At 35.7% G+C, this 21,215-nt stretch carries 20 protein-coding genes, 1 pseudogene and 1 riboswitch; of the genes and pseudogenes, 19 read left to right on the top strand and 2 right to left on the bottom strand.

Annotated features, from left to right (window positions below; translation table 11 throughout):
* The first annotated feature begins 99 nt into the window (after positions 1-99).
* Positions 100-318 carry a hypothetical protein gene (locus BKP35_RS02570; protein ID WP_071311817.1) on the top strand — a complete coding sequence of 73 codons (219 nt, stop codon included), beginning with the start codon at positions 100-102 and terminating at the stop codon, positions 316-318.
* 137 nt (positions 319-455) lie between these two features.
* Here BKP35_RS02570 and BKP35_RS02565 read toward each other — a convergent pair whose 3' ends face one another.
* Entirely contained in the window at positions 456-908 is a 453-nt protein-coding gene (locus BKP35_RS02565; RefSeq protein ID WP_071311816.1) for a DUF2663 family protein, read from the bottom strand.
* A gap of 579 nt (positions 909-1,487) precedes the next feature.
* Here BKP35_RS02565 and BKP35_RS02560 point away from each other — a divergent pair.
* From BKP35_RS02560 to BKP35_RS02505, 12 genes are all read left to right on the top strand, one after another.
* A complete protein-coding gene (locus BKP35_RS02560) occupies positions 1,488-2,168 on the top strand; it encodes a hypothetical protein (protein ID WP_071311815.1) in 681 nt (226 codons plus the stop codon).
* Between the two features lie 15 nt (positions 2,169-2,183).
* Entirely contained in the window at positions 2,184-2,414 is a 231-nt protein-coding gene (locus BKP35_RS02555; protein ID WP_071311814.1) for a 4Fe-4S dicluster domain-containing protein, read from the top strand.
* An 80-nt stretch (positions 2,415-2,494) separates the two neighbouring features.
* Entirely contained in the window at positions 2,495-3,556 is a 1,062-nt protein-coding gene (locus BKP35_RS02550; RefSeq protein ID WP_071311813.1) for a 3-methyl-2-oxobutanoate dehydrogenase subunit VorB, read from the top strand.
* Positions 3,556-4,305 carry a thiamine pyrophosphate-dependent enzyme gene (locus tag BKP35_RS02545; RefSeq protein ID WP_071311812.1) on the top strand — a complete coding sequence of 250 codons (750 nt, stop codon included), beginning with the start codon at positions 3,556-3,558 and terminating at the stop codon, positions 4,303-4,305. Before BKP35_RS02550 ends, BKP35_RS02545 begins: the two co-directional genes overlap by 1 nt.
* On the top strand, positions 4,305-4,868 hold the full coding sequence (locus BKP35_RS02540) for a 2-oxoacid:acceptor oxidoreductase family protein (RefSeq protein ID WP_071311811.1): 564 nt from the start codon (positions 4,305-4,307) through the stop codon (positions 4,866-4,868). The genes BKP35_RS02545 and BKP35_RS02540 overlap by 1 nt, the downstream gene beginning before the upstream one ends.
* Before the next feature lie 226 nt (positions 4,869-5,094).
* Positions 5,095-6,780 carry a formate--tetrahydrofolate ligase gene (locus BKP35_RS02535; protein WP_071311810.1) on the top strand — a complete coding sequence of 562 codons (1,686 nt, stop codon included), beginning with the start codon at positions 5,095-5,097 and terminating at the stop codon, positions 6,778-6,780.
* Between the two features lie 253 nt (positions 6,781-7,033).
* Entirely contained in the window at positions 7,034-7,417 is a 384-nt protein-coding gene (locus tag BKP35_RS02530; RefSeq protein ID WP_071311809.1) for a hypothetical protein, read from the top strand.
* A 12-nt stretch (positions 7,418-7,429) separates the two neighbouring features.
* Positions 7,430-8,200 (top strand): metallophosphoesterase, encoded by a 771-nt coding sequence (locus BKP35_RS02525; RefSeq protein ID WP_071311808.1) that lies wholly within the window; start codon positions 7,430-7,432, stop codon positions 8,198-8,200.
* A gap of 231 nt (positions 8,201-8,431) precedes the next feature.
* The gene (locus tag BKP35_RS02520; RefSeq protein ID WP_071311807.1) at positions 8,432-9,343 is read left to right on the top strand and encodes a MerR family transcriptional regulator; all 912 of its coding nucleotides are present in this window, start codon (positions 8,432-8,434) and stop codon (positions 9,341-9,343) included.
* 105 nt (positions 9,344-9,448) lie between these two features.
* Positions 9,449-10,042 (top strand): genetic competence negative regulator, encoded by a 594-nt coding sequence (locus tag BKP35_RS02515; protein ID WP_071311806.1) that lies wholly within the window; start codon positions 9,449-9,451, stop codon positions 10,040-10,042.
* A 482-nt stretch (positions 10,043-10,524) separates the two neighbouring features.
* Entirely contained in the window at positions 10,525-11,448 is a 924-nt protein-coding gene (locus BKP35_RS02510) for a D-alanine--D-alanine ligase family protein (RefSeq protein WP_071311805.1), read from the top strand.
* A 402-nt stretch (positions 11,449-11,850) separates the two neighbouring features.
* Positions 11,851-13,116, top strand: a complete 1,266-nt coding sequence (locus BKP35_RS02505; RefSeq protein ID WP_071311804.1) for a Glu/Leu/Phe/Val family dehydrogenase — start codon at positions 11,851-11,853, stop codon at positions 13,114-13,116.
* 119 nt (positions 13,117-13,235) lie between these two features.
* Here the strand turns inward: BKP35_RS02505 and BKP35_RS02500 are convergent, their stop codons facing one another.
* The gene (locus tag BKP35_RS02500) at positions 13,236-14,207 is read right to left on the bottom strand and encodes an asparaginase (RefSeq protein WP_071311803.1); all 972 of its coding nucleotides are present in this window, start codon (positions 14,205-14,207) and stop codon (positions 13,236-13,238) included.
* A gap of 271 nt (positions 14,208-14,478) precedes the next feature.
* On the opposite strand from BKP35_RS02500, the gene prsW reads away from it, so the two are divergent.
* The 6 genes and pseudogenes from prsW to BKP35_RS02480 all read left to right on the top strand — a co-directional run bounded on the left by prsW (position 14,479) and on the right by BKP35_RS02480 (position 20,809).
* Positions 14,479-15,126: a glutamic-type intramembrane protease PrsW gene (gene prsW, locus BKP35_RS02495; RefSeq protein WP_071311802.1), complete on the top strand. Its 648-nt coding sequence runs from the start codon at positions 14,479-14,481 to the stop codon at positions 15,124-15,126.
* A 176-nt stretch (positions 15,127-15,302) separates the two neighbouring features.
* The gene (locus BKP35_RS19345) at positions 15,303-15,470 is read left to right on the top strand and encodes a hypothetical protein (RefSeq protein WP_169819125.1); all 168 of its coding nucleotides are present in this window, start codon (positions 15,303-15,305) and stop codon (positions 15,468-15,470) included.
* A gap of 255 nt (positions 15,471-15,725) precedes the next feature.
* Positions 15,726-15,831: riboswitch (SAM riboswitch) on the top strand.
* 101 nt (positions 15,832-15,932) lie between these two features.
* Positions 15,933-17,036 (top strand): methionine biosynthesis PLP-dependent protein, encoded by a 1,104-nt coding sequence (locus BKP35_RS02490; protein ID WP_071311801.1) that lies wholly within the window; start codon positions 15,933-15,935, stop codon positions 17,034-17,036.
* 12 nt (positions 17,037-17,048) lie between these two features.
* Positions 17,049-18,206, top strand: a pseudogene (metC, locus tag BKP35_RS02485) (cystathionine beta-lyase).
* Between the two features lie 48 nt (positions 18,207-18,254).
* Positions 18,255-18,980, top strand: coding sequence for a homocysteine S-methyltransferase family protein (locus tag BKP35_RS20185; RefSeq protein WP_337959627.1), 726 nt, complete (start codon positions 18,255-18,257; stop codon positions 18,978-18,980).
* Positions 18,981-19,042: 62 nt separating this feature from the next.
* Complete coding sequence (locus tag BKP35_RS02480) at positions 19,043-20,809, top strand: vitamin B12 dependent-methionine synthase activation domain-containing protein (RefSeq protein ID WP_337959626.1); 1,767 nt, start codon at positions 19,043-19,045, stop codon at positions 20,807-20,809.
* Positions 20,810-21,215: the final 406 nt, after the last annotated feature.

Here is a 21,215-nt window from a genome sequence, read left to right as displayed (position 1 = left end):
AATGGACGTCATGTGCGTTTTGTATGAAGAAACAAACGACAACAAAATGAAATTGGTCTTCTTCATTTTTTACACAAAATTTGTAAGGAGTGATCCATAATGACATTTACGAAACTTAAAAATAAGACGGTAGTTACTGATGATGATTTAGGATATAACCAACGAATAGGCATGCCAGTCGAAGTATTTTGTTTAGAAAGAAAACAAACGATTGCTTTTGGCAAGGTACAATCTTTTAGTAATCACAAAGTATGTATTAATGGTAATCATTACTGTAGAGATCAATTTGTTCTTTTTGGCTTTCCTGCTAAAATTTAATCAATAGAAAGGGGCTGTTCCGTAAGTGTCAGACACATACAGAACAGCCCCTTTCTAATGTCGTATAGGGTACTATAAAGACAAATTATTTGTGGATAACATTGGTTTGCTCTGATAGGCGTGCGCCTTACGCTTTTCTATTTATGAAATAAATTAATATCTTGTTTGTCTTTTAAGTACTTATATACTTCATAACGGAGTTTTCTTTCTTCAGGGCTACGCCAGATGATCGAGCTTCTATCAATGAGATCATCTCTAATTTTATCAACATCTTTTTCAGCTTTATCAAATTTACGTTTCACTTCAAACATGTAAAAAATAAGAAACATTAATGAGACTATAAAAATTAAAATCATGATATCACTAAGAATAAAGCTCAACGCTGATGCACCGAGGCCACCTGAGACTTTAATTTTGAAATAAAAATATACGGTAAAAAGGATGATCACACCAATCGTAGTAAAGCCAACTTTATTTAGCTTTTTTTCAGCTTTTTTCTCTTTTTCTTTCTTCTTCATTAAGGACATTAATGTTGCTTTTATCTCCTCAGATATATTCATGGTTTTCAAAAACTGTTCAAGATCTTTCAAAATATCACCTCATTTATTCCTTTATTTCATATTTATTTTTAAAATTAAAAAATAGTACAAGTTAATTACATTTATTCGAGCGCTTGTAGTTTTGTATGAAAATAAAATGACGGTCGACTTTTCCGAACAAGCCTCTAAAGTCGGAACGAAGTGCTCCTGCGGTTACTCGTCGCAAAGCAGCACGATGAATTTGCTAAGAAGTATCACAAGGTGTGATTGAGGTCAGTAGCTTTACAGCGCAGTGAGGGAAATCGACCGGATTTTTTCATGTTAGATGGTGACGATTAATCGTCATGCGGGTTTTGTATGAAAAAAGGCGAATGATTTCGTGAACGAGCCTCTGAGATTCGTTAGAAGGTCACAGCGAAGAGAAGGAAATCATCCGCCTTTTCCGTGTTAGATGGTATCGGGAAATCTCCATGAGGGTTTTATAAGTCAAAAGCTTACAGTATTAGTTTAGAGTGGCAAATAAAGTCAGAAATTTCGTGTTATTTAAACTTTTTTTATAATATGGAAGCGTTTTCAATCATTCGTTATAATAGAAGTAAGGTCCGGGGATTTAAAAGGGGGGAATAAGGGATGAACCATAACAAGAGAATAAAAATTCTAACAGGACATTTTGGAAGTGGTAAAACTGAAATAGCAATTAACCTAGCAATTGAGGAAGCTAAAGCACACGACAAAGTTGCTTTAAATGATTTAGATGTTATTAATCCTTATTTTAGATCAAGAGATGTTGAAGGAGAACTAAAAGAGTACGGTGTTGAATTGATTGCACCTAAAGGGCTACTAGCGACAGCGGATCTCCCGATTGTATCACCAGAGATTTATAGAGTTTTAAAAAATCAATCTTATCGAGTCATCATTGATGTTGGGGGTGACAAAGATGGTGCTACTGCATTAGGACAATATTACAACGACTTAAAAGGAGAAGACTATGAATTAATATTTGTCATTAATGCAAATCGACCTTATGTTAGTACTACTGAAGGAGTTATTAACACGATAAAACAAATTGAAGACGTTTCAAGACTAAAGGTTACAGGATTAATTAATAATACAAATTATGGTTGTGAGCATACAACTGTAGAAAACGTGTTACTAGGAACAGAGATTGCCGAAGAGGTTAGTAAAAAGTTAGAAATTCCTTTTTTATATACGACACTATCAGAAAAAATTGGTGATCACACCCAAGGGTTTGAAGCATTAAATAATATAAACTATATAAAACGTTTTATGACTTTACCTTGGGAAAAATAAGGGGGAGAGAAACTTATGAATAAGAAGGTCATTTTCAATGAGGATATGTGTAAAGGTTGTGCTTTATGCGTAAAAGTATGTCCAAAAAATATTATTGAAATCTCCGAAACTATTAACTTGAAAGGTTATCATCCAGCTCATGTTGTAAATCAAGATGCTTGTATTAGTTGTGCTGCTTGTGGCCGTATTTGCCCGGATGGCGTAATTACCGTTTATCGACCTATACAGAGAAAAAGTGCTTCGTAAATGAGACGATTCAATGATTTGTTATCTCTTATTCAATAAGCATATACAGTAGAATGAACTTTAGAGGGGAGAAAAATAAAATGCCAAAGGTATTAATGAAGGGGAACGAGGTCATTGCAGAAGCCGCGATCCATGCGGGATGTAAAAACTTTTTTGGATATCCGATTACACCACAAAGTGAATTAGTAGCGTACATGGCAAATCGTTTACCAGAAATTGATGGATTATTTTTACAAGCAGAAAGTGAAGTTGCAGCCATCAATATGGTTTATGGTGCTGCTAGCGCTGGTGTTCGCGTAATGACATCATCGTCAAGTCCTGGGTTTAGTTTAAAGCAAGAAGGAGTTTCATATTTAGCAGGTGCTGAACTTCCAGCAGTGATCGTAAATATTGGTAGAGGTGGTCCAGGATTAGGAAATATTCAGCCTGCCCAATCGGATTATTTTCAAGTGACAAAAGGTGGCGGCCATGGTGATTACTATACTCCAGTGCTAGCACCTAGTACACTGCAAGAAATCGTAGAATTAACGAAACTTGCTTTTGATTTAGCGGATGAATATCGAACTCCGGTCGTATTACTCGGAGATGGAATGCTCGGTCAAATGATGGAACCAGTGGAATTTACCGAAGAGGATATGAAAGTACTTCCAGAAAAAAAATGGGCTACAACTGGGACGCGTGGAGATGGTGCGCCTAAAGTTATTTCTTCTTTAGAATTAAATGATGTGAATTTGGAAAATCATAACCATACTTTGCAAAGTAAATATGAAGTCATTAAACAAAGAGAAGTACGGTTTGATACGTATAGAGCAGATGACGCAGAATACATGGTTGTCGCCTATGGTACCGTTTCAAGAATTGCTAAAAGTGCGATTGATGAAGCGAGAGAAAACGGAATAAAAATCGGGATGATTAGACCGATCACATTATGGCCATTTCCAGAAAAACCATTTGAAGAGTATCGCGATAAAGTAAAAGCATTTTTATCTGTAGAAATGAGCGCTGGCCAAATGGTAGAAGATGTTCGCTTAGCTGTCAATGGAAAGGCTCCGGTTGAGTTCTTTGGAAGAACTGGTGGAGTAATTCCGAACCATAGTGAAGTTTTAGAAGCGATCAAAAGTCTTGCAGGAGGTGGTCAGTAATGAAGGTTGTCTTTCAAAAAACATCAGGGTTACAAGATAAAGAAACACACTACTGTCCAGGTTGTACGCACGGGATTATTCATCGTCTTGTTGGAGAGACATTAGAGGAATTAGATGTATTAGAAGATACAATTGGTGTTGCCTCCGTAGGTTGTTCAGTTCTTTCTTATGAATATTTTAATTGTGATATGACTCAAGCAGCTCATGGTCGTGCGCCGGCTGTTGCCACTGGAGTTAAAAGAGTGTTACCGAAAAATAGAATCGTATTTACGTATCAAGGTGACGGAGATTTAGCTTCGATTGGAATGGGTGAAATTATTCATGCTGCGGCACGTGGGGAACATATTACGGTTATATTTGTAAATAATGCAACGTATGGGATGACGGGTGGACAGATGGCACCGACAACACTAGTTGGCCAAAAAACGTCGACAACTCCGAAAGGTAGAGATGAGAGTGTACAAGGGGCTCCAATTAGAGTTTCAGAGATGCTAGCGACACTTGATAGTGTACACTATATTGAACGAGTTTCCACTCATGATGTTGCCAACATTATAAAAGCAAAAAAGGCGATTAAAAAAGCATTCAGTTACCAAAAAGAAGGAGCAGGTTTTACATTCGTAGAAGTACTTTCAACTTGTCCAACAAATTGGGGCTTAGACCCTGAAGAATCTTTAAAATATGTCAAAGATAAAATGGTCGCTTATTATCCTTTAGGAGTTTTGAAAGATCGGGGAGGAGATAACTAATGATGCATGAAATTGTGATCGCGGGATTTGGTGGTCAAGGAGTTATGTCGATGGGACAGCTATTGGCTTATGCTGGAATGACAGAGAACAAACACGTATCTTGGTTACCGTCTTATGGACCTGAACAAAGAGGTGGAACTGCTAACGTATCAGTGGTAATTAGTGATGAACCAATTGGATCCCCTGTGATTCAAAATCCAAGTGTTGCCATCGTTTTGAATAATCCGTCTTTTGAAAAATTTGAACCCACTGTTAAAAAAGGTGGAGTTTTAATTGTTAATAAATCTATCGTAGATTTAAAAAGCAAAAGAAATGATATTACTGTCATTGAAGTACCAACTGCGGAGATTGCAAGTGAAATCGGAAGCCCTCGTGTAGCTGGTTCTGTAATTTTAGGTGCTTTTATACAGCATTCTAAAGCTATTTCAAAAAAATCGATCATTGAATCATTAAAAAATGTTTTATCAGAAAGAAAGCAGCATTTAATCCCTGCTAATGAAGAAGCGCTAGAGAGAGGCGCATCATTAGTAATTAATGGTGATGTGAAGAAACCTATAGCTTAACAATGCGCAATAATAAATCAGGGCTCAAAGTGTCAGTCACAGGGCTACACTAATTAAAGTCGAGAAAATAGGTACGTCTATAATTAGTGGGTACCTCTGTGAACTGACCTTTTGAACACACTAATTGTGCGATTAAATGAAATGCAATTTTTATTTATAGAAATTTTATCCAAGTTTCGATAAACTATGGATGTGTTACTAAATAAAATACTAAGGGGCTGGAACAATGAGTGAAAAAGTAGTGAAGTCAGACATTGAAATTGCTCAAGAATGTACGATGAAACCGATTGAAGAAATTGCTGACCAATTAAATTTATCAAAGGAAGATTGGGAGCCATACGGAAAGTACAAAGCGAAAATCTCTTTAGATGTATTAGATCAATTACATACAAAAGAAGACGGTAAAGTAATTTTAGTAACTGCAATCAGTCCGACGCCTGCTGGAGAAGGGAAATCAACGGTAACAGTAGGACTTGGACAAGGGTTATCGAAAATTGGCAAAAACTCCATCATTGCATTGAGAGAACCATCTTTAGGACCATGTATGGGAATTAAAGGTGGAGCAGCTGGCGGAGGTTACTCGCAAGTCGTTCCAATGGAAGATATTAATCTACACTTTACTGGTGATTTACATGCTATTACTACAGCACACAACGCATTAGCAGCATTTTTAGATAACCATATTCACCAAGGCAATACTTTGAATATTGATGTAAGGCGTGTATCGTGGAAGCGAGTTGTAGATTTAAATGATCGAGCGCTAAGGCAAGTAGTTGTAGGGTTAGGTGGACCAGTTCAAGGCGTGCCACGTGAAAGTGGTTTTGATATAACAGTAGCCTCAGAAATTATGGCCATTTTATGTTTAGCTAATAACTTAAACGATTTAAAAGAACGTATCTCTAAAATTGTCGTTGCGTATGACTTTGATAAGAAGCCGGTAACTGCCAAAGATTTAGGAGTAGAAGGAGCGTTAACGTTACTTCTAAAAGAAGCTTTAAAGCCAAACTTAGTTCAAACGTTAGAAAACACACCTGCTATTATTCACGGTGGTCCATTTGCTAACATTGCTCACGGGTGTAACAGTGTGATCGCAACAAAGATGGGCGCAAAATTAGCCGATTATGTAGTAACAGAAGCAGGATTTGGTGCGGACTTAGGTGCTGAGAAGTTTTTAAACATTAAAGCACGCTATGCTGGTTTCAAACCGAGCCTAGTCGTTTTAGTAGCAACAATTAGAGCTTTAAAAATGCATGGTGGCGTACCGAAAGACGAACTTAAAAAGGAAAATCTGGAAGCGCTAGAAAGTGGAATGGATAACTTGCTAAAGCATATCGATACCGTAAAATCATTCGGTTTACCATTAGTAGTTGCAGTAAACCGTTTTATTACAGATACAGATGAAGAAGTTGCTTTATTACAAAAGCTTTGTAAAGACCATGGTGTTGAAGCAGTTGACACAGAAGTGTGGGCTAAAGGTGGCGAAGGAGCAGAAGCGTTAGCTCATAAAGCAGTATCTTTAATCGAAGAAGAAGAAAATAATTTTGATCATCTATACTCGTTAGATACCTCGATTCAAACGAAGATTGAAACGATCGCTAAAAAAGTATATGGCGCTAGTGGAGTTGAATTTTCTGCTAAGGCGAAAAAGCAAATCGTTCAATTTGAAAAAGAAGGTTGGGGTCAGCTTCCGATATGTATGGCAAAAACTCAATATTCATTATCGGATGATCCACAAAAGCTAGGTAGACCAGAAGGCTTTACAATTACAGTTCGAGAATTACGTCCATCAATCGGCGCAGGATTTATTGTCGCCTTAACTGGTGATGTAATGACAATGCCAGGACTGCCAAAGCAGCCAGCTGCATTAAAAATGGATGTTTCTGAAGACGGCAAAGCAATAGGATTATTTTAAAGTTATAAAGAAGAGGGTGGGCCAAAAGTGTCTGACACCACGCGTAAACTACTTTATATAGACAAAAAGGCTTTAATGTATGTCTATATGAAGGTGTGAAACGGTGTCAGACACTTGTTTTGGCCCAACCTCTTTTCTGTTGGTTAGGTGTAGGTATAATTTTATTGTAAATTCTCTCATATACTTGAATATACTATTTAGTTACCGTACTGTTTAAGTCACTCATGATTTTCATACAAGGAGATGTTGTTTTATGAAGAAACGTCTAACCTTCTTATTAGTCGGATTTTTATGTTTAAACTTATCTATTTCAACATTTCCGTTGGCTTTAAATTCATTTACAACTGAAATATTAATGCATAAGTTAGTATTTGAACCATTTAAATGGTTAGGCTCTATTTTACTATTTATTTCAGGTTTTTTTACTATTTCTAGGCTAATAAAGATGATTTCAGAAAATGTTACGAAGCAAAATAGTTTTAATAGAGAAGCGTTGTGGATAGCACTGATCATTTTAGGTTTTATATTCATTGCCTTCAATAATTTCTTGGTGTCGATAGCAGCATTCGTATTTTCCGCTTTCTATGGTATAATGGATGCTAATGTTCACCGTAAAAGCCGGTATTATAACAACTAGGTGGGATTTAATTTGGTTATTTTAACATTAATTGGTAATTTCTTGATTTTATTATTACTTCATATGTGGCTTGAGAGTAGAAAAAATAAAATTACTTATACAGAGCTTTCATTCTCCAGCTTGCCTAAACAGTTTTCTGGAATGAAGCTTTTTTTTATTTCAGATATTCATCATCGAGAAGTGAACAATTGTATTTTAAAAGAAATCCAAGGAAACGTAGATTTAATTATTATCGGTGGTGACTTGACAGAAAAAGGGGTACCGTTTTCACGAGTAGAAAAAAACATAAAATCTCTAACGAAGATTGCCCCGACTTATTTTGTTTGGGGAAATAATGATTATGAAGTAAATCATTTCCGATTAGAAAGCATACTTCTTAATGAAGGTGTGAAGATTTTAGCTAATAGCTGTACTTCTTTTAAGCGCGATAGTGAAACTATTGATTTAATTGGGGTTGATGATTTTGGCCATCGTTTTGATAATCTTGAAGCAGCCATTAAAGAGTGTAATGGAGATTTTCAAATATTAGTTAGTCATAATCCGGATATTAAAAAGAAATTGCGAGAAGTTCATAATATTAACTTAATTTTAAGTGGACATACGCACGGAGGACAAATTCGCTTATTTGGATATAGTATTACTGAAAAGGCTGGTTTATCTAAACTTAAAAATGATCTTTATATTCTTGTTAGTAATGGCTATGGGACAACAAGACTACCTCTACGATTAGGAGCGCCAGCAGAAGTCCATATAATCACTTTAAAGAACGGTGTAGTTGACTAAAAACAGACAATATCTTTTAAAAAGGCTGTTTCTCGCCACTAAGATCAATATATAGTTGCGTCAAAACCATTCGCAAACTATATATTGCATGATGTGGCCCATTTTTGGTAATTATGAAATTCACTCATAAAAATGAAAATAACGATAAAAAAAGTTATTCAAATTTTACTCAAGGAAACAATGATTATATAATTAATGCAAGCTACTGGTAAATGGTTTGGGGGTTGAACAATGGGTGAGGGTGAAGATAAGGCAAAGTATAATATAAAAGCGATTTCAACTATGTTAGGAATTCAACCTGGAACATTAAGGGCATGGGAACGAAGGTACAAAATCATCGAACCGATAAGAAATGAATCAGGACATCGCTTATATTCAGAAGAGCATGTGGCTGTTTTGCGATGGTTGATAGATAAAGTTAATAAAGGATTTACAATTGGACAAGCGGTTGGTCTCCTAGAGAAAGGAAATATAGACGTACAATCACAAGAAGAAGAGTCACTATATAATAATAAGTTAAATTCGCTTGTGTTTGATCTTGAGGAGAGTCTGTTAAATTTTCAAGAGTTTAAAGCAAATCAAATATTAGATGAGGCGTTTAATATTTTTTCTATTGAAAAAGTAGTGATGGATGTAATAGGTCCGGTTTTGGTTAGTATAGGTGACAAGTGGGAAAGATGTGAAATTACAGTAGCGCATGAACATTACGCTACACAATATTTAAAAACGAGAATAATGATCATTTCTCATCATTTACAAATTGATCCGCTTCAACCTAAAGCAGTTGCTATTTGTGGTGTGAATGAACGGCATGAATTAGGGTTGTTAACTTTTACTTTATATTTAAGAAGAAAAGGGTTTGAGGTAATTTATTTAGGAACGAATGTCCCAACTGAAGACCTAAAAATTGTATTACAAGAGGTGGACGCAAAATATTTATTCGTTTCTTGCTCACTTAAAGAGTATTTACCTGAAACTCTTTCTTTTATTCATGAAATTGAGCTCTCTTCTCCTTCTTTAAAAATCGGGATTGGAGGACATGCATTTCGGATTACTTCTCAACAAAAGGTAGAACCATTCAATAAATATCTACTCGGTTTTACAAAGGATGAGTGGAACGAATGGTTAAAGGTTACACTTTAAGAAATTTGGCTAATACCTCTTCAATAATTTTAAATGAACCTATTTATACCTATTTTCATATCTTATTATTAACTAATTCCTAGGTATAAAAAGGAGGGAAGTAAGATGCGATTAGAACGACTTAATTATGATAAGATCAAGATTTTTCTTACTTTTGATGACCTCAGTGAACGTGGGATAACGAAGGAAGAAATGTGGCAAGATATACCAAAAGTTCACCAACTTTTTCGTGATATGATGTTAGAGGCGAGTGACGAACTAGGGTTTGAAGCGGATGGACCAATCGCTATTGAAGTATTCTCTGTACCGGCACAAGGAATGGTGATTATCGTTTCAAAAGCCCAACCCGACCATAATGTCGAAGAACAATTTGATGACGGCTTTATTGAAATGCAAGTAACGTTAGATGAAAGTGATGAGATTATTTATGAATTTTATAATATAGAGGATGTCATTTCTTTAGCACCGAGACTTACTAGTTTTGGTGTAACATCAGGTTGCTTACTTCACTTTGAAAATAAGTATTTCATCACCTTTGATGAACAAGAGTTGTTTGGTATAGATATGGATGCGTTTATTGCGCTTTTATCTGAATTTGGGTACCCTTCTACGACAACAATCTTTCGTTTAAATGAATACGGATTAAATATTATTGAAAATAATGCGATTGAAAAAATTTACCATACATTTTTCAAATAAACCTCAAAATAATTCTTTGAGGTTTATTTTTTGTATGAAAGTTGGTTAGTGGTTGGTTAGGACCCCCGCCCGACTTTTCATGTTAGATGGTGACGGCAGGCATGCCGCCATGAGGGTTTTGTATGAAAAAAGGTGGGTGCTTTTGCGAACGAACGTCTGAGATTCGAAAGAAGGTCAAGGTGAAGTGAGGGAAAGCACCCGCCTTTTCCATCTTAGTTGGTGACGGATAATCGTCATGAAGGTTTTGTATGAAAATACATTGATTTTTAAACATAGAGTGTTATCATAAAGTAGTAATTTTTAGTTAAACGAGTGAATTTCATAATTACCAAAAACGAGCCACATCACGCAACTATATATTAATCTTCGTGGCGAAAATAATGAATTATGAAATTCATTAAAACTTTAAAAACAAGGTACAATTAACTTGTTAGGCGAATATACTATTTTAAACTTTACGTTTGTAGGAGTGATTGAATCAAATGAAAATTGCTGTAATTTATGGTGGTACTTCTGCTGAAAGAGAAGTCTCGTTATCTAGTGGAAAAGGGGTTATTGAGGCATTAAAGAAAAAAGGGTATGAAGTAACGGGGATCGATTTTCAAGGGACAAAAAATTGTTTAAATCGCATTATGAACATAGATGTAGATATTTTCTTTATAGGGCTTCACGGACGATTAGGTGAAGATGGAAGAGTTCAAGGATTTTTAGATTTATTAAATAAACCGTATGTAGGGTCCAAAGTTTTAGGTTCAGCGATTGCGATGGATAAAGCACGATCAAAGAAATTGTTCGGGTTAAATGGAATAAGAATTGCAAAAGAAAAAGTTCTTGAAAGCTATGCTTTTAACGAAGAAAATTTCTCTCATAGTTTAACGTATCCGGTAGTGGTAAAACCGAACCATGAAGGGTCAACGATCGGTTTAACGATCGCTCAAAATGAAAAAGAACTTTTAGATGGTGTTAAAGCAGCGTTTAAGCATGATGACGTCGTTTTATTAGAAGAGTTTATAGCTGGAAGAGAGGTAACGGTTGCGGTGTTGGGTAGCAAAGGTGATGTTAAAGCGTTACCGATTGTTGAGATTGTCCCGAAAAATGCCTATTATGACTATGAATCAAAATATGCGCCTGGGATGAGTGAGCATATTGTACCAGCGAAAATAAGTAATGAGCTCACAACTTTATTACAGGAACAAGCGGTTTTAGCACATATTGCATTAGGCTGCGATGTATATTCAAGAGTAGACTTCATCATCCCGCATGATGGATCTGCACCAGTTATTTTAGAAGTTAACACGTTGCCAGGGATGACTCCTACTAGTTTATATCCAGATGCTTGTAGAGAAATAGGCTTATCATATGAAGATATGATTGATACTTTAGTTAAATTATCTTTAAAAAAATAAGAAAACATAAAGGCGCTGTCCTAGTGTCAGACACCGTTAGGCACCAAATATAGACGGATAATAAATTTATACGTCTATATTTGGTAAGTTCTCCCTGGTATCAGACACTTATGAGACAGCCCTTTTTTTATTTAAAAAGGGCCTTTTAATGAATTTCATAATTCATGATTCTCGCCACTAAGATCAATATATAGTTGCGTCAAAACCGTTCGCAAACTATATATTGTTTAGTGTGACTCGTTTTTGGTAATTATGAAATTCACTCCTTTTAATGATTTTTAAAAATATTTTAAAAAAATATTAAAAGTTTGGTGGAAAAAATGTCTCAACTTCTTTATAGTATATATGTAAAGGCTTTCATTTTAAACTAGATAAGATAGAAAAATTTTAGAGGTGAATAAAATGGCTAGCAACGTAAGTAGTAACAATGAATCTACAGATGTTTTAAAGTCAACACAAACGGTCATCAAGAAAGCGCTAGATAAACTTGGTTATTCAGACGAAGTTTTCGAGTTAATGAAGGAACCAATTAGATTATTAACTGTTCGAATCCCAGTTCGAATGGATGATGACTCAATAAAAATTTTCACTGGTTATCGTGCCCAACATAATGATGCGGTTGGTCCGACAAAAGGTGGAGTTCGCTTTCATCCGAATGTTACCGAAAAAGAAGTTAAAGCACTTTCTGTTTGGATGAGTTTAAAAGCAGGGATCGTTGATTTACCATACGGGGGAGGAAAAGGCGGTATTATTTGTGATCCTCGTGAAATGTCTTTTCGTGAATTAGAACGTTTAAGTAGAGGTTACGTACGAGCGATTAGTCAAATTGTTGGTCCTACTAAAGATATTCCTGCACCTGATGTATTTACGAACTCACAAATTATGGCATGGATGATGGATGAGTATAGCAGAATAAAAGAGTTTGACTCACCAGGCTTTATTACTGGAAAGCCGATTGTGTTAGGGGGTTCCCACGGTAGAGAAACTGCAACGGCTAAAGGAGTTACGATCTGTATTAGAGAAGCCGCGAAAAAGAAAGGTTTCAGCATCGAAAATGCCCGTGTCGTTATTCAAGGGTTTGGAAATGCAGGGAGCTTTTTAGCTAAGTTTATGCACGATGCTGGAGCAAAAGTGGTTGGAATTTCTGATGCTTACGGGGCTCTATATGACCCTGAAGGCTTAGATATCGATTATTTATTAGATCGTCGTGATAGCTTTGGTACTGTTACAAAATTATTTAAAGATACCATCACTAATAAGGAACTTTTAGAATTAGAATGTGATATTTTAGTACCGGCAGCGATTGAAAATCAAATTACCGAAGAAAATGTAAGAAACATTAAAGCTAAAATTGTTGTTGAAGCAGCGAATGGTCCGACAACAATCGAAGCAACAAAAATATTAACTGAAAGAGACATTCTTCTTGTTCCTGATGTTCTTGCTAGTGCAGGAGGAGTAACCGTATCTTATTTTGAATGGGTCCAAAACAACCAAGGCTATTATTGGACGGAAGAAGAAATTGAAAAGAAATTGGAAAGTGTCATGGTAACTTCTTTTGAAAATGTTTATCGAATCGCTGCAACACGAAAAGTTGACATGCGCTTAGCTGCATATATGGTAGGGGTTCGTAAAATGGCAGAAGCTTCTCGCTTTAGAGGGTGGATTTAACCATTTAACTAGTACAATCAAAAAAGGGCTGTCCAAAGATAAAGTGTCATACACTTATTGGACAGTCCCTTTTGCTTCTTGTCTAGCTTCAGCGCCTAGCCCTTCGAGCGCTTCGATTTTTAGTTCAAAAATAACTCCTGTAATTCCTCAAAATCATCTGTTAATTGTAGTGCGACCATTAATTTGAGTCGTGCTTTTTGACCGTTTAATCCGTTTGTAAAAATAACACCGCGTTTTTTTAGTTGCTTTCCACCACCATCATATCCGTAAGTATCTTGTACAATACCGTTAAAGCATCTTGAAACGAGAACGACTGGAATTTTATTTGACATCAATCGCTCTAAACTCGGTACAATATTCGGTGGTAAATTACCTTGTCCGAAAGCTTCGATAACTAAGCCGTCAATTTTCATATTTGTTATCGCATCAAAGATACTGTCTTCCATTCCGGCAAAAGCTTTTAGCAGTAATACTTTTTTGGATAAATGGCTAATGTTGTAACTGTCACGTTTCGATGGTATGTGATGAAAAAATACCCCCCGTTTTGTTACGATTCCTATAGGACCGTATTGAGGGCTTTGGAATGTGGCGATATTACTCGTATGTGTTTTAGTGACGTTTTTTGCAGCATGAATTTCGTCATTTAATACGACTAACACACCTTTTCTAAAAGCATCATCACAAATCGCTACTTTTAAGGCTGCCATTAAATTATATGGTCCATCCGCACCTATTTCATTACTTGAACGCATCGCTCCTGTGACAATCACGGGGATACTTGTTTGTACGAGAAGATCAAGTAAATAAGCGGTTTCTTCAAGAGTATCTGTGCCATGAGTAACAATCACGCCTTCAAAACATTCTTTTACAACCCTTTCATCAATGTGCTTAGCTAATTGAAACATTAGCTCGGGGGTCATATGAGGGGAAGGTATATTGAAATATTGTTCTGATGTAATAAAAGCATGCTTTTTTAAAGCATCTAAGTCATCGTTTAACGGATTTTTTTCACCAGGTGTAACAGCACCAGTTTTGTCATCTTCACTCATTGCAATGGTACCGCCTGTATGTAAGATTAAAATTTTCTTCATAACGATCATCCTTTAAAAGTTTTATTTTGATCAAAATAAGTTTGTTTATGAGTGATGAAAATTAGTTTATAAATATATTGTAATTATTTTCTCAACTATTCTCAAATAAAATATTGAATAACAAATTATAATTGTTAAGTAGATCTAAAATTCTTTTTTACAAACAAAAAAGAAACATGATACGATAAGGAAAATGCAAGCGTCAATAGTACATGGAAATTTACTTTGACGACTGATTAGGCTTATTAAATCGAGAGGAATTTTTAAACTAATGGTAAGTATAATTTTTGCCAGTTTAGCACCGAGCATTGCTTTACTTTGTTTTTTTTATTTGAAAGATAAATATAATTCAGAGCCACTTTCGATGGTTGTTCGAAGCTTTATTTATGGTGTATTACTAGTTTTCCCAGTTATCGTACTTCAATATGCCTTTCAAGAAGAAGGACTATTATTAAGTAAGTTTTTGCAAGCTTTCGTTTCAGCTGCTTTATTTGAAGAGTTTTTTAAATGGTTTATTTTATTTTATATTTTTTATAAAAATGAACAATTTGATCAACATTACGATGGGATTGTTTACGGTGTTTCTATATCTCTAGGTTTTGCAACGATGGAAAACATATTTTATTTAATTGTCTTTGGTGTTGATCAAGCTATTTTCCGTGCATTGTTACCTGTTTCAAGTCATGCTTTATTTGGAGTAGTTATGGGTTACTACCTAGGGAAGGCGGCGATCACTGAAAGTAGAGCTAAGAGTAAGCTCGTTGTATTATCTTTATTTTTACCGTGGCTTTTGCACGGGATTTATGATTATATTTTACACGTGCAACAGTATTGGGTTTACATAATGTTACCTTTTATGATTTTCTTATGGTCAATAGCGTTGCGAAAGGTCAAGTTAGCAAATACTCCTTACAAATAAAGGCTTATATTTTTCTTGCAGGGCTCTTGGAATAGAACAATTTATACCTAAAAGAACTAAAGAAAAGTTTTAAGTAAAACAAAAACTAAGTGAAAAAAAACTTTATTTTGGGTAAAGATAATAGAAGTGCGTGTTCAAAATTATAAGAAATTATTATTTTAAATGGGGTGTAGCTGGTGACAGAAAGTAAACAAAGATTTAAAATAACCGTTCGTTGTCAAGAGTGTGGCGAAAAATTTATTTTACGCGGGAAGCGCAATAATGAAGGTCAGTATGAGACGGGATTTAAACGTTGTGTTTGCGGAAATGAGCAAGATTTAATAATAGATGCAAATCCAGAATGAGTTAAGGACCTATAGTAATAATTTATATGCATTTACATAGTAGGTTAATGAATTTCATAATTCATTATTTTCGCCACGAAGATCAATATATAGTTGCGTCAAAACCATTCGCAAACTATATATTGCTTGATGTGGCTCGTTTTTGGTAATTATGAAATTCACTCAGGTAAAAAATATTTGCAATTTATAAAAAAATAGTGTAGTTTAATAATCAATCAATTAAGTGAAATTCATTAAATTCAAAAAATTAAATAATTCTTATCGAGAGAGATGGAGGGACGTGGCCCTATGAAATCTCAGCAACCAGCCGAAAGGTCAGGTGCTAAATCCATCAAGCTGTATGAAGTTTGAAAGATAAGAAGAAGTTCGTGCAATTAGTCCCTTCTTCTTATTTTAGAAGAAGGGTTTTATCATAATATCTATTTTATCATATTAAAGTGATAAAGTGAGGAGGAGAAGAAGATGGGATATAAACATCTAGAAACAAATTTAGTTCAGTTAGGAAATCGTAGCGATGCGAAAACAGGTGCAATTAATCCTCCTGTATACTTTTCAACGGCTTATCGTCACGAAGGAATTGGTGAATCAACAGGTTATGATTATAGTAGAACAGGAAATCCGACTAGACATCTATTAGAAGATGGGATTGCTCAATTAGAAGGGGGCGATAACGGTTTTGCCTGTAGTTCGGGAATGGCTGCCATTCAAACGGTTATGGCGATGTTTAAAGAAGGAGATGAAATCATTGTTTGCCAAGATTTATATGGTGGAACATATCGATTATTTGAACAAGGTTGGAAACATTGGGGAGTTTCATTCCATTATTGGGACGGAGAAAACTATGATGAATTACAGACTTTAGTTACGGCTTCTACAAAAGCTATTTTTATCGAAACACCAACAAACCCATTAATGCAAGAAATTAATATAAAGCAAGTAAGTGAAGTATCAAAGAGGAACGATTTACTATTAATTGTTGATAATACTTTTTTTACGCCGCTCTTGCAACGTCCTCTAGAAGATGGGGCAAATATTGTCATCCATAGTGCTACGAAGTATTTAGGAGGACATAATGATGTTTTAGCGGGACTTATTGTAGCTCGTGGAGAAGAGTTATGTGAAAAGATTGCCTTTTTCCATAATGGAATTGGAGCGAGTCTATCCCCTTTAGATTCCTGGTTATTAATTAGAGGGATGAAAACATTAGCTCTAAGAATGAAAAAGCATGAAGAAAATGCGAAAGTTCTTGAACAATTTTTACGAAATCACTCCGCAGTTACAGAGGTTTTATACCCTAAAAAAGGCGGTATGCTTTCTTTTAGAGTGAAAAATGAAGAGTGGATCAATCCGTTGTTAAAACAATTTAAATTAATTACTTTTGCTGAAAGTCTTGGTGGTGTTGAAAGTTTAATTACTTATCCGACGACGCAAACACATGCTGATATTCCAGAAGTATTACGTGAAAAGTATGGTGTGTGTAAGCGCCTATTAAGATTATCTGTCGGGATCGAAAACGAAGAAGATTTAATTGATGATATTTCACAAGCTTTTTCAACAGTTTTATAGGAGGCGAATGTATTGACTAATAACGTAACTATTCAAACGAAATTATTGCATAACGAACATAAAGTGGATCCTGTAACAGGGGCTGTAAGTGTGCCAATTCAACACTCTTCTACGTTTCATCAACACTCTTTTGATGATTTTGGAGAGTATGATTATGCAAGGGGATCAAATCCGACGAGAAATGCGCTAGAAGAAGTAATAGCTGAACTAGAGGGGGGGGCGAGGGGGTTCGCTTTTTCTTCAGGAATGGCAGCTATATCAACGGCATTTATGCTCCTTTCTAAAGGGGATCATGTTGTCATTACAGAAGATGTTTACGGAGGGACGTATCGTTTTGTGACGGAAGTTTTACCTCGATTTGGTATCGAGCATTCTTTTGTCGATATGACAAATACCGATGAAGTAATTAAACATATAAAACCAACAACGAAATTAATTTATATTTAAACACCGTCTAATCCGACGTTAAAAATTACCGATATCCGTGAAATTGTAAAAATCGCAAAATCTCATCATTGTTTAACGTTTTGTGATAACACGTTTTTGACACCAGTTTTCCAGCGACCGTTAGATCTAGGTGTAGATATTGTTCTTCATAGCGCAACAAAATTTTTAGGTGGACATAGTGATGTTGTTGCTGGTCTTGCTGTTGTTAAAGATAAGGACTTAGGAGCTCGTCTTGCTTTTTTACACAATTCATTTGGTGCTATTTTAGGGGTTCAAGATAGTTGGTTAGTGTTAAGAGGATTAAAAACATTACAAGTTCGAATGGAAGCTAGTTCCAAGGCAGCAGAGACGATCGCTAATTGGTTAAACGAGCGTAACGAAATTAGTCGAGTTTATTATCCGGGCTTGAACACTCATCCTGGTAGAGAAGTACAAGAGCAACAATCTACAAGTCATGGCGCGGTTCTATCTTTTGAATTTTCTAAAAGGGAACAGGCGAAATTCTTTGTAGAAAATGTAAATCTCCCCGTATTTGCGGTTAGTTTAGGTGCAGTGGAGTCAATTTTGTCGTATCCAGCGACAATGTCTCACGGATCGATGCCAAAAGAAGAACGAGAAAAGCGTGGAATAAGTGATGGGCTACTTAGGCTTTCGGTTGGGTTGGAGAACGTAGACGATTTATTGAATGACTTTAAGCATGCACTCGAATTAATGGACTCTTAATTTTAATAAGTGAATAGTGAGCTAGCTTTGGCGAGAAAGGAAGAGATTATGAGTTTAATAGAACAACTTAAAACGAAAACGTTAATTGGCGATGGTGCAATCGGAACATTTCTTTATTTACAAGGGCTAGATCGCTGTTTTGAAGAGTTGAATATAACTGACCCTAAAAAAGTAGAACAAGTACATGATGCATATATTAAGGCTGGCTCGAACGTGATTCAGACGAATACGTACGCGGCTAATAAAATAAAATTAGCGCGACACGGGTTAGAACACCAAACTAAAAGAATTAATGAACAAGCTGTCCAATGTGCACGTTTTGCTGCAGTTAACAATGATATACATGTGTTAGGAACGATTGGCGGTATCAGAGGATTTCAAAAAAGGGCACAATCAATCGACGATATCGTAGAAAGTTTTGAAGACCAGATGGATACTTTGTTACAATGCGATATCGATGGTTTACTCTTAGAAACTTTTTATGATTTTGAAGAATTAGTAAAGTGTTTAACTATTGCTAGAAAAGCGACGGATAAACCGATTGTTGCTCACGTTTCTTTAGATGAGGTCGGTGTATTACATGGAGGGATTGCTCTAAAAGACGCATTACTTTCTTTAGAAGATTTAGGTGCTGATATTGTTGGCATGAATTGTCGGATGGGACCTTTCCATATGCTTCAATCGTTTGCTGAGGTCCCTCTGTTAACAAATTCCTATTTATCAGCTTATCCTAATGCGAGTTTGCCAGATTATAAAGATGGTAGACTTGTTTAGGTATTAGTAATGTTTCTTTCGGTCTTCCACCAGTAGGAAGAGAAATTTTAAATTCGGTATTTTTGTATCACTGTACACAAGCCGGGCTTGATTTTGCGATCGTCAATACTGAAAAATTAGAGAGGTTTGCTTCTATACGAGAAGAAGAACGCGCTTTAGCTGAAAAATTACTTTTTGATACGACCGATGAAATATTAGCTGAGTTTACTGCTTTTTATCGGGGGAAAAAGAAAGAAGAAAAGAAAGCGCAAGAAAATTTATCCTTAGAAGAGCGATTGCATAGTTATATCGTAGAAGGGACAAAAGAGGGGCTTATCCCGGATTTACAATTAGCATTACAAAAATATGCGACTCCATTAGAAGTCGTTAATGGCCCTTTGATGGACGGAATGGATACAGTAGGGAAGTTATTTAATAACAATGAATTGATCGTAGCTGAAGTATTACAAAGTGCAGAAGTGATGAAAGCATCTGTTCAGTTTTTAGAACAATTTATGGAGAAAAAAGATGATAGTGGAAAAGGAAAAATTTTACTAGCCACTGTTAAAGGTGATGTTCACGATATCGGTAAAAATTTAGTCGAAATCATATTGAGTAATAACGGATTTAAAGTTGTTAACTTAGGGATCAAAGTTACTTCAAATGAATTAATTGAGGCTATAAAAAGAGAAAAACCAGATGCGATTGGCCTATCAGGTCTATTGGTGAAGTCTGCCCAGCAAATGGTACTGACAGCTAATGATTTACGAGAACAAAAAATATCAATCCCAGTATTAGTTGGTGGGGCTGCGCTAACTAGAAAGTTTACGGAAACAAAAATTCAAGCGCAGTACGATGGAAATGTTCTTTATGCGAAAGATGCGATGAATGGATTAGAATTAGCAAATAAACTTTTTAATAAACAAGGTGCGATAAAGGAAGTAAATAAGCAAAAAGATGTTAGTGGGAAAATTGAGACTTTAGAGGAAGAAAAAATAACCGAAAGACCTGTCGTACAAAGGAGGTCAACTGTATCGACGACTACACCGATACATGTTCCGAACGACTTAACGAAACATTCGTATATAGATTATAAGTTGACACATATAAAGCCTTATATAAACTTACAAACATTATTAGGTAAACATTTAGGTTTAAAGGGGAAAGTCGATCGTTTATTAAAGGAAGGTAATGAAAAAGCCGTTGACCTTAAAGAGAAAGTGGATGATTTATTTAATGATATTGTTAAAAATCAGCTTATAAAAGCACAAGGTATTTATCAATTTTTTCCTGCTCAATCAGAGGGGGATGATATCATTATTTATGATCCTAAAAACGGAACTGAGGAAATTCAACGCTTTACCTTCCCAAGGCAAACGAAAGAGCCGTATTTATGTTTAGCAGATTTCGTTCGTCCGATCTCATCAGGAGAAATCGATTATGTCGGTTTCTTTGCAGTTACCGCAGGAGTAGGAGTCAGACAACTAGCGAACGAATGGAAAGAGCAAGGTGAATATTTAAAAAGTCATTTATTACAAGCAACAGCACTTGAATTAGCTGAAGCCTTTGCTGAACAGCTTCATCATTCGATGCGAAATTCATGGGGAATTCCAGATGATCCTGAATTAAAGATGCAACAACGCTTTTCTGCAAAGTACCAAGGAATGAGGGTATCTTTTGGATATCCAGCATGCCCTGATTTAGCAGACCAGAAAAAGCTTTTCGAACTGTTAAATCCGCAAGAAATCGGAATTACCTTAACAGATGAATACATGATGGATCCGGAAGCTTCCGTTTCTGCGATGGTATTTGCTCACCCTGAAGCTCGATATTTCAATGTTGAAGAATGATAAAATAATCTTTGTTTATAAACTGGCACCACAGATATACTGTGGTGTCTTTTGTATGTGAAAGTTGGTTTGTTGGTTAGAGGATAGTTGGTTAGGCTGCGATCCCGCCCCACTTTTACATCGTAAATGATGACGAGTAAATCGTCATTATGGTTTTGTATGAAAATAAAAGACGGTCGACTTTTCCGAACAAGCCTCTAAAGCCGGAACGGATTTACAGCGCAGTGAGGGAAATCGACCGTCATTTTTTCGTGTTAGATGGTGACGATTAATCGTCATGACGGTTTTGTATGAAAAAAAGAGGGCGATTTAGCTAACAAATAAATGCTTTATTGTATAAAACTTGGTAAACAACAGAAACTATCGATATCATTTAAGGAAAAAAGTAAAAAAGTTAGCATTTTAA

Origin of the sequence: Anaerobacillus arseniciselenatis (assembly GCF_001865995.1) — a bacterium.
GTDB lineage: Bacteria > Bacillota > Bacilli > Bacillales > Anaerobacillaceae > Anaerobacillus > Anaerobacillus arseniciselenatis.
Note: the sequence above shows the minus strand (reverse complement) of the source record. Positions and strands in the feature narration are given on the sequence as shown.

What these genes read in the sequence shown, in the direction of transcription:
- BKP35_RS02570 (WP_071311817.1), top strand. Translation starts at nt 100, where the DNA reads ATGACATTTACGAAACTTAAAAATAAGACGGTAGTTACTGATGATGAT.
- BKP35_RS02560 (WP_071311815.1), top strand. Translation starts at nt 1,488, where the DNA reads ATGAACCATAACAAGAGAATAAAAATTCTAACAGGACATTTTGGAAGT.
- BKP35_RS02555 (WP_071311814.1), top strand. Translation starts at nt 2,184, where the DNA reads ATGAATAAGAAGGTCATTTTCAATGAGGATATGTGTAAAGGTTGTGCT.
- BKP35_RS02550 (WP_071311813.1), top strand. Translation starts at nt 2,495, where the DNA reads ATGCCAAAGGTATTAATGAAGGGGAACGAGGTCATTGCAGAAGCCGCG.
- BKP35_RS02545 (WP_071311812.1), top strand. Translation starts at nt 3,556, where the DNA reads ATGAAGGTTGTCTTTCAAAAAACATCAGGGTTACAAGATAAAGAAACA.
- BKP35_RS02540 (WP_071311811.1), top strand. Translation starts at nt 4,305, where the DNA reads ATGATGCATGAAATTGTGATCGCGGGATTTGGTGGTCAAGGAGTTATG.
- BKP35_RS02535 (WP_071311810.1), top strand. Translation starts at nt 5,095, where the DNA reads ATGAGTGAAAAAGTAGTGAAGTCAGACATTGAAATTGCTCAAGAATGT.
- BKP35_RS02530 (WP_071311809.1), top strand. Translation starts at nt 7,034, where the DNA reads ATGAAGAAACGTCTAACCTTCTTATTAGTCGGATTTTTATGTTTAAAC.
- BKP35_RS02520 (WP_071311807.1), top strand. Translation starts at nt 8,432, where the DNA reads ATGGGTGAGGGTGAAGATAAGGCAAAGTATAATATAAAAGCGATTTCA.
- BKP35_RS02515 (WP_071311806.1), top strand. Translation starts at nt 9,449, where the DNA reads ATGCGATTAGAACGACTTAATTATGATAAGATCAAGATTTTTCTTACT.
- BKP35_RS02510 (WP_071311805.1), top strand. Translation starts at nt 10,525, where the DNA reads ATGAAAATTGCTGTAATTTATGGTGGTACTTCTGCTGAAAGAGAAGTC.
- BKP35_RS02505 (WP_071311804.1), top strand. Translation starts at nt 11,851, where the DNA reads ATGGCTAGCAACGTAAGTAGTAACAATGAATCTACAGATGTTTTAAAG.
- BKP35_RS02500 (WP_071311803.1), bottom strand. Translation starts at nt 14,207, where the DNA reads ATGAAGAAAATTTTAATCTTACATACAGGCGGTACCATTGCAATGAGT.
- prsW (WP_071311802.1), top strand. Translation starts at nt 14,479, where the DNA reads ATGGTAAGTATAATTTTTGCCAGTTTAGCACCGAGCATTGCTTTACTT.
- BKP35_RS02490 (WP_071311801.1), top strand. Translation starts at nt 15,933, where the DNA reads ATGGGATATAAACATCTAGAAACAAATTTAGTTCAGTTAGGAAATCGT.
- BKP35_RS20185 (WP_337959627.1), top strand. Translation starts at nt 18,255, where the DNA reads ATGAGTTTAATAGAACAACTTAAAACGAAAACGTTAATTGGCGATGGT.